Origin of the sequence: Nocardiopsis sediminis, assembly GCF_042650565.1 — a bacterium.
Taxonomy (GTDB): domain Bacteria; phylum Actinomycetota; class Actinomycetes; order Streptosporangiales; family Streptosporangiaceae; genus Nocardiopsis_B; species Nocardiopsis_B sediminis.
This window is the reverse complement of sequence record NZ_JBHSBH010000013.1, coordinates 179050-195516: the sequence shown is the minus strand read 5'-3', so window position 1 is coordinate 195516 and position 16467 is coordinate 179050. Positions and strand designations below refer to the sequence as shown.

The window sequence follows — 16467 nt, the reverse complement described above, 5'->3', positions numbered from 1 at the left end:
CTTCCTCTGCTCCGGCGTCCCCGTCCCTGTTCGATGATGGCGGGACGCCGCTCCCCCACCCGGCCGCCGCGCCCGCGGCGGCCCGGCTCACGGCCGGGCGCCCTGCGCCTCTGCCTCGGCGGCCGCCACGATCCGGTCGGCGCCCGCGGCGATCATCTCGCGCGCCAGCGCGCGGCCCAGCCCCTCGGCCGCGGCGACCGCGCCGGCGTCATCAGGGTCGACCGCGGCCGCGCGCGCCCGCCGCACCGCGGCCGTGCCGTCGGTGGCGACCACGGCGGCCCGCAGCATCAGCCCGCCGTCGGCCAGCACTTGGGCGTGCGCCCCGACCGGGGCGGCGCAGCCCGCCTCCAGCTCGGCCAGGACGGTGCGCTCGGCGGTGACCGCGGCGCGGGTGGCGGCGTGGTCGACCGACGCCAGGTAGCCGAGGTCGGCGGCGGCCCGCTCGGTGCGGCACTCGACCGCCAGCGCCCCCTGGCCGGGGGCGGGCAGCACCTGCTCGGGCTCGAACACGTCGGTGACGTCGTCGACCCGGCCCACCCGGACCAGCCCGGCGTAGGCGAGCACCACGGCGTCGAGTTCGCCGGAGGTCACCTTGCCCAGCCGGGTCTCGGCGTTGCCGCGGATGGGCACGTAGGCGAGGTCGGGGCGGAGGGCGGCCAGCTGGGCGACCCGGCGCGGCGACCCGGTGCCCACGGTCGCGCCGGCGGGCAGGTCGGCGAACTTCAGGCCGTCGCGGGCGCACAGGGCGTCGCGCGGGTCGTCGCGCTCGGGGATGGCGGCGAGGACCAGGCCGTCGGCGGGGGCCGTGGGCAGGTCCTTGAGCGAGTGCACGGCGAAGTCGACGGTCCCGGCGGCCAGCTCGTCGCGCAGCGCGGTGACGAACACGCCGGTGCCGCCGAGCTGGGTGAGGTGCGCCTTGGTGACGTCGCCGAAGCTGGTGATCGGCTCCAGCTCGATCGGCACCCCGGTGCGGGCGGTGATGAGGTCGGCCACCATCCGCGACTGGGTGGTGGCCATGGTGCTGCGGCGGGTGCCGAGTCGCGCCGGTGCGGCGGCGGTGGTCATGGTCGGGTCTCCTGAGGGCCGCCCGCGCGGTCGAGCGGGGCGGGCTGCTGGACGGGTTCGGCGCGGGTCACGGCCTCGGGTGCGGCCGGGTCCAGATCGAAGAGTTCGCGCAGGGCCGCCTCGTAGGAGCCGCCGTCGGGACGGGCGGCCAGCTCCTTGACGCGGACCGTGGGCTGGTGCAGCAGCTTGTCGACGACGCGCCGCATGGCGTGGGTGACCTCGCCGCGGGTCTTGTCGTCGAGGTCGGGCAGGCGGCCGTTCAGCCGCTGCAACTCGGTGTCGACCACCGTGCGGGCCTTGCTGCGCAGTGCCACGACGGTGGGGGCGACCTGCTCGGCGCGGCGCACCGACCGGTACTCGGCGACCTCTTCGTCGACGATCTCGCGCACGACGGAGATGGCGCCGGCGCGCCCGGCGGTGTCGTCGGCGCCCTCGGCGGCGGCCTGGCGGAGGTCCTCGATGTCGACCAGGTGCACGCCGGGCAGCTTCCGCACGGCCGGGTCGATGTCGCGGGGCAGCGCGAGGTCGAGGAAGACGAGGGGGCGGCGGCGGTCGGCGCCCACGGCGCCGAGGACCTGGTCGCGGGTGAGCACGAGCCCCTGCGCCCCGGTGCACGAGATGACGAGGTCGACTTCGGGCAGCACCACCGGGGCGTCGCCGGCGGGGATCGCCCGGCTGCGGATGGGCTCGTAGGCCTCGGTCAGGCACTCGGCCAGCCGGGCGGCGCGGTCGAAGGTGCGGTTGGCGACGATGACCGACCCGGCGCCCTGCCGCGCGACGGTGTTGGCGGCCAGCGCGCTCATCGACCCGGCGCCCAGGACGAGGACGCGCAGCCCGGTGAGGGGCTGCGGCTCGGGAACGGCGGCGGCGACGTCGGCCGCCGCGTGGCCGGAGCCGGCGACTCCGCCGCCGACCGGGCAGCCGGCGGGCGCCGCGGCGGCGCCGGGCGCGGACGCCGCGCGCGGCCCGGCGGCCCCGGCACTCCGGCCGCGCTCCAGCCGGGTTCCGGCGACGGCCAGGCCCAGGCCGACCATGTCGGCGCCGGCGTGGTCGAGGTGGGTCTCGGTGTGGGCGCGCTTGCCCACGCGCAGGGCGCGCTGCCCCAGGTCGTTGAGGACCCGGCCCAGCGCACCGCCGGCCTGGGCGTCCTTGAGGGCGTTGCGCACCTGGCCGAGGATCTGGCCCTCGCCGACGACCATGGAGTCGAGCCCGCAGGTGACCGAGAACAGGTGCTGGACCGCGCGCTCCTCGTAGTGCACGTAGGCGTGCTGCGACAGCTCGCTGAGGGGGACGCCGGTGCGCCAGGACAGGAGTTCGGTGATCGCGGCCACGGCGGGGTGGAACTTGTCGACGTCGGCGTAGACCTCGGTGCGGTTGCACGTGGAGACCATCAGCACCTCGTTGACCGACGGCGCCTGCACCATCTCCGACATGACCTCCAGGCGGGTCGGCCCGTCGAGGGCGACCCGCTCCAGAAGCGCCACGGGCGAGCTGCGGTGGCTCAGACCGACGGCGAGGACACTCATCTGCACTCCAATGCGGGCGGAATCGCGGTGTTCCGTACCTCTTGCGCTGCTGCCGCCGGGACCGCGCACCCGCGCTGCCCCCGGCCGGCGTGGCTCCGGCGGCGGGTCATGCGGGGCCCTCCACCGGGCCCGCCCACTCGGGGCCGGCGTGTCCATCGGACTTCCGCTGCTCGTGGAACGCGAGAATCTGGAGTTCGATCGACAAATCGACCTTACGCACATCGACGCCCGGTGGCACATTGAGCACCACCGGCGCGAAGTTCAGCACACTGGTGACGCCCGCCTCGACGAAGCGGTCGCACACCCCCTGCGCGGCCGCGGCGGGCGTGGCGATGACGCCGATCGACACCGCCTCCTCGCCGACGACCGCCTCCAGCGTGTCGATGTGCCCCACCGACAGCCCGGCCACCTTGTCGCCGACGACCGTGGCATCGGCGTCGAGCAGGGCCGCGATGCGGAATCCGCGGGTGCCGAAGCCCCCGTAGTTGGCCAGCGCGCGGCCCAGGTTGCCGATCCCGACGATGGCCACCGACCAGTCCTGGGTGAGACCAAGTTCACGGGAGATCTGGTAGATCAGGTAGTCGACGTCGTAGCCCACGCCCCGGGTGCCGTAGGAGCCCAGGTGCGAGAGGTCCTTGCGCAGCTTGGCGGAGTTGACCCCGGCGACCGAGGCCAAGTCCTCCGATGACACTGTGGGGGTGCCCCGCTCGTTGAGGGCCTGGAGCGCGCGCAGATACACCGGGAGCCGGGCGACCGTCGCCTCCGGGATGCCCCTCTCGCGGGGCCGTGGTGTACGGGGGGTCACTGGCGTACGCTCCTGGGCGGGATCGGCGGTGCGTGGTCGTCGTCCGGGCCGACGCGGGTCCGGCGCCCCCTAACGGGCTCGCTGCCCACCTGTCAAGACCCCGGCCGGGAGTGATTCGGACCTTAGGTTACGCCCTTGTGAAAGCACGCACAAAGTGGGGTGGCCGAAGGGAGAACTCCACTGCGTAACAGGCCGGCGGCGTGCTCCGAGCGGATGTCCCGGCGTGAATCACCGTTCCTCGCGGGGTTCCCGGGACCCGAGGGCGGTGGTGGGACCCGGCCCCGCCCGGTACCGGGAATCTAAGTCTCGAGGGCGGCGCGCAGCCGCTGCTCGCTGACCCGCCAGAAGTCGTGCCGCTCGCCGTCGACGAACGTCACGGGGATCTTGTCCCAGTACTCGTCGCGCTCCTCGGCGGAGGACTGCGTGATGTCGCGCACGTCGTGGCCGACCCCCAGGTCGGCGGCCACGCGCTCGATCACCGCGAGCGCGTCGTCGCACAGGTGGCAGCCGGGCTTGCCGAGCATGACGATCCTGGGCCCGGGCCGCTCATCGCGTCCGGTACCGGTCACGCCGTCCCCCTCACCCTCCGTGCGTCGCGCCTGCGCCTTGGCGTCCGCCGCTCGTCCCGGCGCCCACACCGCGTTCCGCCGGCTCAGCCACATGCCCGCCTCCGGTTCTCCGCTCGCTCCATCCACTGACAGCTCACCTCGGGGCTCACCCGCCGGCGAACGGGGGCAGCACCTCGACAACGCACCCGTCGGTCAATTCCACGCCGGAATGCGCGCGTGTCCCGACCGGCCGGTCATCGATCAGAAACGATGACCGGGCCAGCACCCGCGCGAGCCGGTCGTCGCCGGATCGCCGAGCCAGTACCGATTCCAGCACGTCAGCGAGGGTGTTCCCCTCGACCTGTTCTTCGCCGGTCCCCGCGGCTTCCTTGGCCGCCGCCCAGTACCGGATGGTTCCGCTCGCCATCGATTGTTTATCCTTGTACACGTCGGAGGCACGTACTCGAAATATTCTCCACCGGGGGCAATGGCGCCTTCGTTCGACCGCGACATGCGGGGTGACGGGAAGAAACGCATGAGCCATCTGCTGCTACTGACGAACTCCAACGAACCGTCGGACCACGTGCTGCCCGCCCTCGGACTGCTCCTGCACTCGGTGCGGGTCGCGCCCGCGGAGGCCGGTGCGCTGCTCGCTTCGGGCGGCGACCGCGCCGCGAGCACGCCCGTGGACGCCATTCTGGTCGACGCCCGTACCGATCTGGCCGCGGTGCGCAACTTCTGCCGCCTACTCGACACCACCGGGCTCGACTGCCCTTTGATCGCGATCCTGACCGAGGGCGGGGTCGCCGCACTCACACCGGACTGGCAGGTCGACGACTTCCTGCTGACCACCGCCGGTCCCGCTGAGGTCGAGGCGCGGCTGCGGCTGGCCATCGGCCAGGCCGACGCCGGCACCGACGACCCCGACGAGATCCGCCGCGGCGACCTCGTCATCGACGAGGCCACCTACATCGCGCGGCTGCGCGGCCGCATCCTCGACCTCACGTTCAAGGAGTTCGAGCTGCTCAAGTTCCTGGCCCAGCACCCCGGCAGAGTGTTCACCCGGGCCCAGCTGCTCCAGGAGGTGTGGGGCTACGACTACTTCGGCGGCACCCGCACGATCGACGTCCACGTGCGGCGGCTGCGCGCCAAGCTCGGCAGCGAGCACGAGTCGCTGATCGGGACCGTGCGCAACGTCGGCTACCGGTTCGTCCCGGACCCCGTGGCCAAGACCGGCGACACCGCCATGGAGGGGGAGCACGAGGCGCCCGCGGTGCCGCACCCGGCGCCCACCGTCGGCTGATATCCGGACCGGGCCCCGTTCCAGGGGCCCGGCCCCCGCCGGCGTGGCCGGCATCGGCGCGTGGCCCGAAAGGTCTCGGAATTTCGGAACGCACCGTTTAGGATGGCGCACTGTCGGCGAGGTGACCGCCTGACCCCGGTCATCCGCTGCGCGGCCATGGAGAGTGACCGACCGAGGAGGCCACACCCATGCAGAGCGGCACGGAGCCCTCCGCTGCCCACCCGCGCCCGCCCCTGCGGCGGATCGCCGCGGTCCCCCTCGGCACCCTGTTCATCGGCTCGACCCTCGTCGCCCTCGGCGCTCCGTCCTGGGCCGACACCACCCCGACCGTCACGCTCATCGCCCACGACGCCGAGGTCGCCGCGGGCGAGACCGCCAGCCTGACCCTCGGCGTCACCGGCGAGCCCGACGACCCCGACACCCGGTTCTGCCTGTTCGACCCCGCGGCCGACAACGGCTTCACGGTGGGCGAGCTCACCTCCAGCGGAGCGGCCGGCTCCTCGCCCGCCTCGGCCGAGGTCACGGGCGAGCCCGAGGAGACCGTCGACGTCACCGCCACCCTCAAGTACGCCCCGGCAACGGGCGACACCGAATGCGCCGACGTCGCCGCCGAAGCCGTCGCCGTGCAGACCGCGCCGGTGCGCGTGACCGTGGAGGAAGAGGGGTCTCCCGAGCCGTCCCCCGACCCCGACCCCGAGCCGTCCGACCCCGCTCCCGAGCCCACGCCGGAGCCCACCCCGTCACCGACATCGCCCGCCCCCACGCCGTCACCCCCCGAGGAAGAACCCTCCGGCAGCCCCTCGGCGCCGCCCTCGTCCTCCTCCCCGTCCGCCGGCCCGTCCGAGGACGGCCGGCCGTCCTCCACGGCCACGGCCAGCCGCCCCCCTGCGCCGCCGCACAGCCCGGTGACCACCCGCGATCCCGACGACCGCGAGGCCGACGACCGCGACCGCCCCGAGCTGCCCTCCGGCGCCGCCGAGCTGCCGCCGCTCGACCCGCCGGGCCCCGGTCTCGGCGACGGCGGCCTCGCCGACCTGCCCACCGTTGAGCCGGGCGACCGCGGCGACGGCAACGGCGACACCGCCGCGGCGTCGGCGAGCGAACCTGCGGTCTCGCCCGCCGTCACCCCGGCCGTGCTGCTGCTGTTCCTGCTGCTCCTGCTGCTGCTCTCCGCGCCGCTCTCGCCCACGCGCCGGGTGCGCATCGGCGCCGCCTACAAGGGCCGCCGCCGCAGGACCTGACCGCCTCCCAGGTACCGGGGCCGCCCGGTACCTGGGCCGACGGTGCCCGCCATTTAGGGTCGTCCCATGAACAACGTGCGAATCACCGGACGGCTGGACGAGCGCGAGGCGGACGGGGTGGTCGCGCTGGCCGAGGAGGCGCAGCGGCACGACGGCGTCGCGCCGTTGTCGGAGCAGACGCTGCTGCGCGTCCGGCACGGCGCCGCCGACGGTTCGGCCCGCTTCCACCTGCTCTATGACGAGCCCGGCGCGCGGCCGGCCGGGTTCGCCTTCGCCCAGCGCACCCCCGGCGAGCCCGACTCCGGCGAGCTGGTCGTCGCGCCCGCCCGCCGCCGACGCGGCCACGGCGCGGCGCTGCTCGGATCGCTGGCCGCCGACACCTCCCCCTCGGGGCTGCGGGTGTGGGCGCACGGGCGCCTCGACGGCGCCGTGGCGCTGGCCCGGTCGGCGGGCTGGCGGCAGGTGCGCGGGCTGTTCAAGATGCGGCTGCGGCTCGACGGCGAGGCGCCCGCGGAGCTCCCGGAGCCGGTGCTGCGCCCCGAGGTGCGCGACCGGGTGCGGCTGCGGACCTTCGTGCCCGGTGCCGACGAGGACGCCTGGCTGCGGGTCAACGGCGCCGCCTTCGCCGACCACCCCGAGCAGGGCGCGCTGACGCGTACCGACCTGCTGGAGCGCGAGGCCGAGGACTGGTTCGACCCTGAGGGGTTCTTCCTGGCCGAGGACGCCGGGTCGGGCGCGCTGGCGGGCTTCCACTGGACCAAGGTGCACGCCGACGGCGCCGGGCTGGCCGATGTCCCGGTCGGCGAGGTCTACGTGGTGGGTGTGGACCCGGCCTGGCAGGGAACGGGACTGGGGCGGGCCCTCACGGTGGCGGGCCTGCGCTACCTGCGCGACCGCGGGCTGCCGTGGGTCCTGCTGTACACCGACGAGGAGAACCGCTCGGCGGTGCGGCTCTACGAGTCGCTGGGATTCCGGGTGTTCGCCACCGACGTGATGTACGCGACATCATCCGCCACACCCCACGCGACCAGCGGATTCGCACACACGGCGTAGCGGATCGCACATCGCGAGTCACGCGGGCAGGTGGCGAACGGCGTGTCGGCGTGACTTTCGCGTGGTTCACCTCACATCCATCACCGGGCCGCCTTCCCTTCCGCCGTACCCTCACCGTCGTTCACCTTGTGTTCACCCTCTTCGGGAGAGCTGGTCACTTCCCCTACCTACCGTCGCATTCGGCGAGGTCATCGGATGGACTCGCCCAAAGGTGACGAAGTCCAGAGGAAGGACAAAGGGGCTGTGAAGCTCTCCAAGTACGGCACGTTCGCAGGGGTGGCCCTCGCCGGCACCCTTGCGCTCTCGGCCTGCGGCAGTGACCAGGCGGTCGACCCCGCCGACGGCGCGGCAGCCGCCGACGTCGAGTGTGCCGAGGGCGGCGGCACCCTCTCCGGCGCCGGCGCCAGCTCCCAGGAGAACGCCATGGCGGCCTGGAAGGCCGCGTGGGAGGGCGCCTGCGAGGGCGCCGTTCTCGAGTACGACTCCGTGGGCTCCGGCTCCGGGCGCTCCCAGTTCATCGACGGTGCGGTGGCCTTCGCCGGCTCCGATGCCGCGCTGGACGAGGAGGAGACCGCCCAGGCGACCGAGCGCTGCGCCGGTTCCGAGGTCGTCAACCTCCCGGGTTACGTCGCCCCGATCGCGGTGACGTTCAACCTGGAGGGCGTCGACTCCCTCAACCTCAAGCCCGAGGTGATCGCGGGGATCTTCAACCAGGAGATCACCAAGTGGAACGACGAGGCCATCGCCGCGGACAACCCCGACGTCGAGCTGCCCGACAGCGACATCGTCCCGGTGAACCGCTCCGACGAGTCCGGCACCACCGAGAACTTCGCGGCCTACCTCGCCGCCGCCGCCCCCGACGCCTGGCCGCACGAGGTCAGCGGCGACTGGCCGATCGACCCCGTCGAGGCCGCGCAGGGCTCCTCCGGCGTCGTGAGCGCCATCGAGGGCGGCGAGGGCACCATCGGCTACGTGGACGCCTCCCACGTGGGTGAGCTGGGCACCGCGGCCGTGGGCGTCGGCGACGAGTTCGTCGAGTACAGCCCCGAGGCCGCCGCCGCGATCGTGGACGCCTCCCCGGCCCGTGAGGGCAACACGGAGAACGACCACGCGGTCGAGCTCGACTACACCACCGACGAAGCCGGGGTGTACCCGATCGTCCTGGTGTCCTACGAGGTCGCCTGCCTGGAGTACGCCGAGCAGGCCGACGCCGACCTGGTCCGCAGCTTCCTGAGCTACGTGAACAGCGAGAGCGGCCAGCAGGCCGCGGCCGACGAGGCCGGCTCCGCCCCTCTCTCCCAGGAGACGCGGGACGCCATCCAGGCCACCATCGACCAGATCTCGGCCGGCGCCTGATCTCCGCGCCACCGATCTCCGCTCGGGTGGGGTCCGCACCGAAGGGTGCAGGCCCCGCCCTTAGCGGCGTTTCGGGGGTCCACACCCCTGGGCCCGCCCGGCATGGCGGCGCCGACCCCGGGCAGACTTCAGAATGTACGGGGCGCCGTCACCGCACGTCAGCCACGCCGAGCGGGCGGGCGGCACCCGTCGCCGCCGGCGCGGTCGGCACAGCCTCCCGCGGGCACACCCTGATCCTGACCGATTTCGACCGGAGCCGCTGAACATGACCACCACGGACTCGTCCGCGACGGCCCGCATCCCCAAGGGCAAGCGCCGGATGGGCGACGTCGTCTTCACCAACAGTGCCCGCGGCGCGGGCATCCTGATCCTGGTGATCCTGGCGGGCGTCGCAGCGTTCCTCATCATCCAGTCGGTGGACTCGCTGCGCGCCAACACGGCGAACTTCTTCACCACCACCGAATGGGACGCCAGTACCCGTGAGGCGCCCGCGTTCGGCGTCGCGGCGCTGGCGTTCGGCACGGTGCTGGCCGCGGCGATCGCGCTGGTCCTGGCGACCCCGGTCGCCATCGGCATCGCGCTGTTCATCGTCTACTACGCGCCCCGCCGCGTGGCCTCGCTGCTCGGCTACATCGTGGACCTGCTGGCGGCCATCCCCAGCGTCGTCTACGGCCTGTGGGGCGTCGTCTACCTGGTCGGCCAGCTCCGGCCGTTCTACGGGCTGCTGGAGACCTACCTCGGGTGGATCCCGCTGTTCGCCGGGCCGGTGTCGGCGACCGGGCGGACCATGCTCAGCGCCGGCATCGTCCTGGCCGTGATGATCCTGCCGATCATCACCGCGATGTCGCGCGACGTGTTCCACCAGGTGCCGCAGTCCCACCGCGAGGCCGCCCTCGCCCTGGGGGCCACCCGCTGGGAGATGATCCGCACGGCGGTGCTGCCGTTCGGGCGCCCCGGCGTCATCGGCGGCGCGATGCTCGGCCTCGGCCGCGCGCTGGGCGAGACCATGGCGGTCGCGATGATCCTCTCCCCCGCCCTGGTGATCTCCCCCTTCCTGCTCCAGAGCGGCAACCAGACCATCGCGGCGCACATCGCGCTGCAATACCCCGAGGCCACCGGCTACGGCGTGTCCGCGCTGATCGCCGCCGGGCTGGTGCTCTTCGCGATCACCCTGGCCGTCAACATGGGTGCGCGCTTCATCGTCGCGCGGCGCAAGGAGTTCTCCTAGATGACCACCACGACCACCACCCCGCCGGCGGGCCCCTCCGGCTCCCCGCGCCCCGACGCGGCGCGGCTGCTCACCGGCTCGCTGCCGCGGTTCTTCCCCGCGGCGCTGCTCACGGTCTCCGCCGCCGTCGTGGCCGGCCTGCTGTTCGCCGTGGGCGCCTTCCACCCGGCCGCGCTCGCCGTCCTGACGGCGCTGGTCTACCTGGCCGGGATCGGCATCGCGTCGACGGTCGTCGAGAACCGCCGCAAGGCCGTCGACCGCCTGGTCACCGGGGTCGTCTACTGCTGCTTCGCCATCGCCATGGTGCCGCTGGTGTCGCTGCTGTGGACGGTCCTGGTCAACGGGATGCGCCGGTTCGACGGCTACTTCCTCAGCGTGTCCATGAACGGCGTGATCCCCAGCATGGACGCCGGGGGCGTCTACCACGCGATCGTGGGAACGCTGGCGATCACCGGGTTCGCGGCGCTGATCTCGGTGCCCATCGGCCTGATGACGGCGATCTACCTGGTGGAGTACGGCAAGGGCCGGCTCAAGACGGCCATCACGTTCTTCGTGGACGTCATGACCGGCATCCCCTCGATCGTGGCGGGCCTGTTCGTCGTGGCCCTGTGGATCATGCTCTTCGGGCCCGGCAACACCAACGGCGCGGCGGGCGCGATCGCCCTGTCGGTGCTGATGATCCCGGTCGTCGTGCGCTCCAGCGAGGAGATGCTCCGGCTGGTCCCCAACGAGCTGCGCGAGGCCGCCTACGCGCTGGGCGTGCCCAAGTGGCTGACCATCGTGAAGGTGGTGCTGCCGACCGCGATCGCCGGGATCACGACCGGGATCATGCTGGCCCTGGCGCGGGTCATCGGCGAGACCGCCCCGCTGATCCTCACCGCGGGCATCGCGTCGACCCGGATCAACGGCAACCTCTTCGAGGGACAAATGATGAGCCTTCCGGTGTTCATCTATCAGCAGGTGCGGGCCATGGGCTCCTCGGGCGACGCCGGCGTCTACGCCGAAGAGCGCGCCTGGGCCGCGGCCCTCACCCTGATCCTCGTGGTGATGCTGCTGTTCCTCGCCGCCCGGCTGGTCTCGCGGTTCTTCGCCCCGAAGGCGGGCCGATGAGCGCCCGCCGCACCCGCACGCCCGCTTCTCTCCGACTCACCTAGGACTTCCAGTGGCCAAACGCATCGACGTCTCCGGACTCCACGTGTACTACGGCGACTTCATGGCCGTCGAGGACGTCTCGATGACCATCGAGCCCCGGTCGGTGACCGCGTTCATCGGCTCCTCGGGCTGCGGCAAGTCGACCTTCCTGCGCACCCTCAACCGCATGCACGAGGTGACGCCCGGCGCCCGCGTGCAGGGCAAGGTGCTCCTCGACGACATGGACATCTACGGCCCCGATGTGGACCCGGTCGCGGTCCGCCGGGAGATCGGGATGGTCTTCCAGCGCCCCAACCCGTTCCCCACCATGTCGATCTACGACAACGTGATCGCCGGGGCCAGGCTGAACAACCAGCGCATGGCCAAGCGGGCGGCCGACGAGGTCGTCGAGCGGTCGCTGCGCGGCGCCAACCTGTGGGAAGAGGTCAAGGACCGGCTCAACAAGCCCGGGGCGGGCCTGTCGGGCGGGCAGCAGCAGCGCCTGTGCATCGCCCGCGCCATCGCCGTGGAGCCGGCCGTGCTGCTGATGGACGAGCCCTGCTCGGCGCTGGACCCGATCTCCACGCTGGCGATCGAGGACCTGATCTCCAAGCTCAAGGAGAGCTTCACGATCGTCATCGTCACCCACAACATGCAGCAGGCCGCCCGGGTGAGCGACCAGACGGCGTTCTTCAACCTCGCGGGCACCGGCAAGCCCGGCCGGCTGATCGAGATGGACGAGACCAACAAGATCTTCACCAAGCCCGAGAAGAAGGAGACGGAGAACTACATCACCGGCCGCTTCGGCTGATGTGGTCCCGCGCCTGCGCGGCGCGCGTCTCTGTCCGGGGGCGCGCGCCGTTGCGCGTTCGGGGCGTGACCAAAAGGCTGGGACCTGGGACGGGTCAGCGCATCAGCAGGACCAGCGCGCCGTAGACGCCCGCCGCGACCGCGGCCGACCCCGGCAGGGTCATGAGCCAGACGCCCATGATGTCGCCGGCCACGCCCCAGCGCACGGCCGACAGGCGGCGGGTGGCGCCCGCGCCGATGATCGCCGAGGTGACGGTGTGGGTGCTGGAGATCGGCACCTGCCAGATGAACGCGGTCGCGTAGGAGACCACCGCGACGGTGCTCTCGGCGGCGAACCCCCGGGTGGCGTCGAGCCGGATCACCCGCCGGCCCAGGGTGCGCATGATCCGGCCGCCGCCCGTCAGGGTGCCCAGCGACATCGCCACGGCCGCCGACACCACCACCCACGGCGGCAGGTCGTAGGTGCTCTGGTAGCCGGTGGTGATCAGGGCCAGCACCAGCACGCCCATGGTCTTCTGGGCGTCCTGGAGCCCGTTGCCGAGCGCCATGGCCGCGGCGGACACGCTCTGGGCGATGCGGAACTTGCGGCTCACGCGCCGCGGGGTGGTGTTGCGGCACCCCCACAGGATGGCGAGCATCACCAGGTAGCCGACCACCCCGCCGATCAGCGGCGACACGACCATCGGCACCGCGAAGTCGATCGCGACGCCCCGCCACTCGACGGTGGTCGCCGAGGCCAGGGCGGCGCCGATCATGCCGCCGACCAGGGCGTGGGACGACGAGGACGGCATGCCCTTGTACCAGGTGGCCACGTTCCAGGCGATGGCGCCGATGAGGGCGGCCAGCAGCACCGCCAGGCCGTCCGTGCCGTGCGGCGGGGCGATGATGTCGCGCCCGATGGTGCGGGCCACCCCTTCGCCGAGGAAGGCGCCGACCAGGTTCATGGAGGCGGCCATGGTCACGGCGGCGCGGGGGGTGAGGGCGCGGGTCGACACGGCCGTGGCCAGGGAGTTGGCCGCGTCGTGGAAGCCGTTGGTGAACGCGAACACCAGCGCCGCCAGCACAACGGCGGCGAGGGTCGCGGTCTCAGGGGGCACGGTGGGGGTCGGGTTCCGTGAGGGTCAGGATTCCTTCACCGCGATGCTCTCGACCGTGTTCGCGACGTGCTCGAAGGCGTCGGCGGCGGTCTCCAGCTCCTCGATGACGTCCTTGAGCTTGAGCACGGTGAGGGCGTCGTACTCGCCGCTGAACAGGTGGGCGAGCAGCCGCCGGTAGATCTGGTCGGCCTGGTTCTCCAGCTGGTTGATCTCGATCCAGTAGCGGGTGAGGTCCTTCATCGAGCGCAGCCGCGGCATCGCCTGGGCGGTCAGCTCCGCGGCGCGCTCCAGGACCTCCACCTGGTCGATGATGCCCTTCGGCAGCCGCTCCAGCCCGTAGAGGCCGATGAGGTCGACCGCGGCCTCCATGGAGTCCATGACGTCGTCGAGACAGGAGGCCAGGCGGTAGATGTCCTCGCGGTCGAATGGGGTGATGAAGCTCTCGTTGAGCCGCCGCATGATGGCGTGGGTCCGCTCATCGCCGGCGTGCTCGCAGGCGCGCATCTTCTCGGTGATGGCATCGCGGTCGGCGCCCTCGCTGATGAGCTCCACCAGCAGGCGTGCGGCGATGACCAGATTGTTCGCGGAGTCGGCGAACATCTCGTAGTAGGTGTCATCACGCGGGGTCAGGCGCAGGCGCACATCTATCTCCCGAAGTGCGGTGATCGTCCGTGAGGATGTTATGGGCACAAATCGGGCAAAAGGGTCGCTGTGTGGGCATGGACGTGCCCTGCGGCACCCCGGCGCCGCGACCCCGGTGGCGTTTCACTCCTTGTCCACGTGCACCGCCCGGCGGCATGGCAATGCCGACGCAGCGGGATATTCATCCTAACCAGGCCGGGCCCGGCCGCCATGGCCGGATCCGGGATCCGCCCGGCCGCACCGGCCACCGCGGGCGCGCGGACCGCGGCGCGGATCACAGTAGTACCCGGGGTACCGCGCCCTGCCCGGCGCATCCGCCCTCCGGATCTCCCCCCAGGTGACCCGGGAGACGGCGGCTCCGGGTACGCGTGAACGCGGCCGGTCCCGGCCCTGCCTGCGATCGACATCGGGCGTTCACCCCCGTGTCCGGACATGTTGCCTCCCGCGACAGTTTCCCTCCGTGTGGCCCTCGGGGCAACCTCCCCGTGGCGACTGACACCGGACCGTATCCGCAGCTCACCGCCTGAAGCAGGGGTCCTGAGGGCGGCGCCGGTAGGGTCGGGGCATGCCGGCCAAGACGACCCCAGCCCAGCGGCGGCACGCGGCCCTGCGCGCCGCACTCGACGCCCAGCTCACCGCCCTGGGCGAGCCCGCCTACGCGGGCCCGGACCGGCCCTCGCTCGTCCTCTCCGCGTGCACGGGCGCCGTCCTGCGCGCCCGCGAGCGCGGCCTCGACCCCGAGCGGGCGGCAGTGCGCGCCGCGGTCCGGGGCACCCTCGCCGAGCTCGCGGAGCGCGCCCCCGGGCACAGCCTGGAGGTGCGCGTGCCGCCGTACGGCGCCGTCCAGGTCATCGAGGGCCCCCGGCACACCCGCGGTACCCCGCCGGGCGTCGTCGAGACCGACCCGATCACCTGGCTGGCGCTGGCGGGGGGACGGCGGCAATGGCGCGACGCCGTCGCCGCGCACGAGGTCGCGGCCAGCGGGATCCGGGCCGACTTGGAACCGCTGCTTCCCCTGTGGCCATTGCCTTGAGGCCCCGGCCCGCCCCCGCGGGCGGGCCCCTCCTGACCCGTTGCCCACGTCCAGGCACTAAGCTGAACGTGTGTCGCAACCCGACGGCCGGCTCACCATGGACATCGATCCACTCGAACGCGGACCGCAGGACGCCTGCGGGGTGTTCGGGGTCTGGGCTCCCGGCGAAGAAGTCAGCAAGCTCACCTATTTCGGCCTGTACGCGCTCCAGCACCGCGGCCAGGAGTCCGCGGGCATCGCCCTGAGCGATGGCGAGCGCATCGTCGTCTACAAGGACATGGGACTCGTCTCCCAGGTCTTCAACGAGGCCATCCTCGACTCCCTGCGCGGGCACCTGGCCATCGGCCACTGCCGCTACTCCACCACCGGTTCGCCGGTGTGGGAGAACGCGCAGCCCACCTTCTACACGGCGCGTGACGGCGGCCTCGCCCTCGGCCACAACGGCAACCTCATCAACACCCCCGAGCTCGCGGCGATGCTGCCCGGCGACCGGCGCGGTGCCACCACGGACACCGAGGTCCTGACCAGCCTGCTGGCCGACAACCCCGACCGCAGCACCGAGGAAGCGGCCATGGAGCTGCTGCCGCGCGTGCAGGGGGCGTTCTCGCTCACCTTCATGGACGAGACCACGCTGTACGCGGCCCGCGACCCCCAGGGCATCCGCCCGCTCGTCCTGGGCCGCCTCGGCGGCGGCTGGGTGGTGGCCAGCGAGACCGCGGCCCTCGACATCGTCGGCGCCGTCTTCGTGCGCGAGATCGAGCCCGGCGAGCTGCTCACCATCGACGAGCGCGGGGTGCGCTCGCGCCGCTTCGCGCCGGCCGCGCCCAAGGGCTGCCTCTTCGAGTACGTCTACCTGGCCCGCCCCGACACCACCATCGCGGGCCGCAACGTCAACACCACCCGGGTCGAGGTCGGGCGCCGCCTGGCCAAGGAGCACCCGGCCGACGCCGACCTCGTGATCCCGGTGCCCGAGTCCGGCACCCCCGCCGCGGTGGGCTACGCCGAGGGCAGCGGCATCCCGTTCGCCCAGGGCCTGGTGAAGAACTCCTACGTCGGGCGGACCTTCATCCAGCCCAGCCAGACCCTGCGCCAGCTCGGCATCCGGCTGAAGCTGAACCCGCTGCGCGAGGTGATCGCCGGCAAGCGGCTGGTCGTCGTCGACGACTCCATCGTCCGGGGCAACACCCAGCGGGCGCTGGTGCGCATGCTGCGCGAGGCCGGCGCGGCCGAGGTGCACGTGCGCATCTCCAGCCCGCCCGTCATGTGGCCCTGCTACTACGGCATCGACTTCGCCACCCGGGCGGAGCTGATCGCGGGCAACCTCTCGACCGACGAGATCCGCGACTCCATCGGCGCCGACTCCCTGGCCTACATCCCGCTCGACGAGCTGGTGTCGGCCACCGAGGTGCCCAAGGACCGGCTGTGCCGCGCCTGCTTCGACGGCGTCTACCCCATAGAGGTCGACGAGGACTCCCGGGGCAAGTACCTCCTGGAGAAGAACTGCGGCACCCCCGACAACGGGCCACTGGTCGCCGGACGACCGTAGTTTCCGCACGCCCCGGGGCCGCCTTCCGGCCCGGGGCGCGTCCGGCGTCCCCGCGGCCGCGGGGCACGGGCACGATCGCTTGA

16 protein-coding genes are annotated in these 16467 nt (G+C 72.7%); 9 read left to right on the top strand and 7 right to left on the bottom strand.

Annotated features, from left to right (window positions below):
- Positions 1 to 87: 87 nt before the first annotated feature.
- The 5 genes from hemC to ACFOVU_RS21060 form a co-directional block, all read right to left on the bottom strand.
- Positions 88 to 1065, bottom strand: a complete 978-nt coding sequence (hemC, locus tag ACFOVU_RS21080; protein ID WP_378536255.1) for a hydroxymethylbilane synthase — start codon at positions 1063 to 1065, stop codon at positions 88 to 90.
- A complete protein-coding gene (locus ACFOVU_RS21075) occupies positions 1062 to 2591 on the bottom strand; it encodes a glutamyl-tRNA reductase (RefSeq protein ID WP_378536253.1) in 1530 nt (509 codons plus the stop codon). The genes hemC and ACFOVU_RS21075 overlap by 4 nt, the downstream gene beginning before the upstream one ends.
- A gap of 106 nt (positions 2592 to 2697) precedes the next feature.
- The gene (locus ACFOVU_RS21070) at positions 2698 to 3396 is read right to left on the bottom strand and encodes a redox-sensing transcriptional repressor Rex (RefSeq protein WP_378536251.1); all 699 of its coding nucleotides are present in this window, start codon (positions 3394 to 3396) and stop codon (positions 2698 to 2700) included.
- Positions 3397 to 3695: 299 nt separating this feature from the next.
- Complete coding sequence (locus ACFOVU_RS21065) at positions 3696 to 3920, bottom strand: glutaredoxin family protein (RefSeq protein ID WP_378536482.1); 225 nt, start codon at positions 3918 to 3920, stop codon at positions 3696 to 3698.
- A 190-nt stretch (positions 3921 to 4110) separates the two neighbouring features.
- Positions 4111 to 4371, bottom strand: coding sequence for a MoaD/ThiS family protein (locus ACFOVU_RS21060; RefSeq protein WP_378536249.1), 261 nt, complete (start codon positions 4369 to 4371; stop codon positions 4111 to 4113).
- 108 nt (positions 4372 to 4479) lie between these two features.
- Between ACFOVU_RS21060 and ACFOVU_RS21055 the strand changes: the two genes are divergently transcribed.
- The 7 genes from ACFOVU_RS21055 to pstB all read left to right on the top strand — a co-directional run bounded on the left by ACFOVU_RS21055 (position 4480) and on the right by pstB (position 12067).
- Positions 4480 to 5247: a winged helix-turn-helix transcriptional regulator gene (locus tag ACFOVU_RS21055; RefSeq protein WP_378536247.1), complete on the top strand. Its 768-nt coding sequence runs from the start codon at positions 4480 to 4482 to the stop codon at positions 5245 to 5247.
- A gap of 188 nt (positions 5248 to 5435) precedes the next feature.
- Complete coding sequence (locus ACFOVU_RS21050) at positions 5436 to 6488, top strand: hypothetical protein (RefSeq protein WP_378536245.1); 1053 nt, start codon at positions 5436 to 5438, stop codon at positions 6486 to 6488.
- 66 nt (positions 6489 to 6554) lie between these two features.
- Complete coding sequence (mshD, locus tag ACFOVU_RS21045) at positions 6555 to 7541, top strand: mycothiol synthase (protein ID WP_378536244.1); 987 nt, start codon at positions 6555 to 6557, stop codon at positions 7539 to 7541.
- 243 nt (positions 7542 to 7784) lie between these two features.
- Positions 7785 to 8897 carry a phosphate ABC transporter substrate-binding protein PstS gene (gene pstS, locus ACFOVU_RS21040; RefSeq protein ID WP_378536242.1) on the top strand — a complete coding sequence of 371 codons (1113 nt, stop codon included), beginning with the start codon at positions 7785 to 7787 and terminating at the stop codon, positions 8895 to 8897.
- 265 nt (positions 8898 to 9162) lie between these two features.
- The gene (pstC, locus tag ACFOVU_RS21035) at positions 9163 to 10125 is read left to right on the top strand and encodes a phosphate ABC transporter permease subunit PstC (RefSeq protein WP_378536240.1); all 963 of its coding nucleotides are present in this window, start codon (positions 9163 to 9165) and stop codon (positions 10123 to 10125) included.
- On the top strand, positions 10126 to 11235 hold the full coding sequence (gene pstA, locus ACFOVU_RS21030) for a phosphate ABC transporter permease PstA (RefSeq protein ID WP_378536238.1): 1110 nt from the start codon (positions 10126 to 10128) through the stop codon (positions 11233 to 11235).
- 52 nt (positions 11236 to 11287) lie between these two features.
- Positions 11288 to 12067, top strand: coding sequence for a phosphate ABC transporter ATP-binding protein PstB (pstB, locus tag ACFOVU_RS21025; RefSeq protein WP_378536236.1), 780 nt, complete (start codon positions 11288 to 11290; stop codon positions 12065 to 12067).
- A 94-nt stretch (positions 12068 to 12161) separates the two neighbouring features.
- On the opposite strand, the gene ACFOVU_RS21020 is transcribed toward pstB, so the two are convergent.
- Positions 12162 to 13163, bottom strand: coding sequence for an inorganic phosphate transporter (locus ACFOVU_RS21020; protein ID WP_378536234.1), 1002 nt, complete (start codon positions 13161 to 13163; stop codon positions 12162 to 12164).
- Positions 13164 to 13187: 24 nt separating this feature from the next.
- Entirely contained in the window at positions 13188 to 13805 is a 618-nt protein-coding gene (locus ACFOVU_RS21015) for a DUF47 domain-containing protein (protein ID WP_378536232.1), read from the bottom strand.
- A 565-nt stretch (positions 13806 to 14370) separates the two neighbouring features.
- Between ACFOVU_RS21015 and ACFOVU_RS21010 the strand changes: the two genes are divergently transcribed.
- Both ACFOVU_RS21010 and purF read left to right on the top strand, forming a co-directional pair.
- Positions 14371 to 14838 carry a sterol carrier family protein gene (locus ACFOVU_RS21010; protein ID WP_378536230.1) on the top strand — a complete coding sequence of 156 codons (468 nt, stop codon included), beginning with the start codon at positions 14371 to 14373 and terminating at the stop codon, positions 14836 to 14838.
- A 97-nt stretch (positions 14839 to 14935) separates the two neighbouring features.
- Positions 14936 to 16384, top strand: coding sequence for an amidophosphoribosyltransferase (gene purF, locus ACFOVU_RS21005; RefSeq protein WP_378536480.1), 1449 nt, complete (start codon positions 14936 to 14938; stop codon positions 16382 to 16384).
- Positions 16385 to 16467 lie beyond the last annotated feature (83 nt).

Bases quoted from the DNA above. Each gene is read 5' to 3' on its own strand.
- hemC (WP_378536255.1), bottom strand. From the start codon at position 1,065: ATGACCACCGCCGCCGCACCGGCGCGACTCGGCACCCGCCGCAGCACC.
- ACFOVU_RS21075 (WP_378536253.1), bottom strand. From the start codon at position 2,591: ATGAGTGTCCTCGCCGTCGGTCTGAGCCACCGCAGCTCGCCCGTGGCG.
- ACFOVU_RS21065 (WP_378536482.1), bottom strand. From the start codon at position 3,920: ATGCTCGGCAAGCCCGGCTGCCACCTGTGCGACGACGCGCTCGCGGTG.
- ACFOVU_RS21060 (WP_378536249.1), bottom strand. From the start codon at position 4,371: ATGGCGAGCGGAACCATCCGGTACTGGGCGGCGGCCAAGGAAGCCGCG.
- ACFOVU_RS21055 (WP_378536247.1), top strand. From the start codon at position 4,480: ATGAGCCATCTGCTGCTACTGACGAACTCCAACGAACCGTCGGACCAC.
- ACFOVU_RS21050 (WP_378536245.1), top strand. From the start codon at position 5,436: ATGCAGAGCGGCACGGAGCCCTCCGCTGCCCACCCGCGCCCGCCCCTG.
- mshD (WP_378536244.1), top strand. From the start codon at position 6,555: ATGAACAACGTGCGAATCACCGGACGGCTGGACGAGCGCGAGGCGGAC.
- pstC (WP_378536240.1), top strand. From the start codon at position 9,163: ATGACCACCACGGACTCGTCCGCGACGGCCCGCATCCCCAAGGGCAAG.
- pstA (WP_378536238.1), top strand. From the start codon at position 10,126: ATGACCACCACGACCACCACCCCGCCGGCGGGCCCCTCCGGCTCCCCG.
- ACFOVU_RS21010 (WP_378536230.1), top strand. From the start codon at position 14,371: ATGCCGGCCAAGACGACCCCAGCCCAGCGGCGGCACGCGGCCCTGCGC.
- purF (WP_378536480.1), top strand. From the start codon at position 14,936: ATGGACATCGATCCACTCGAACGCGGACCGCAGGACGCCTGCGGGGTG.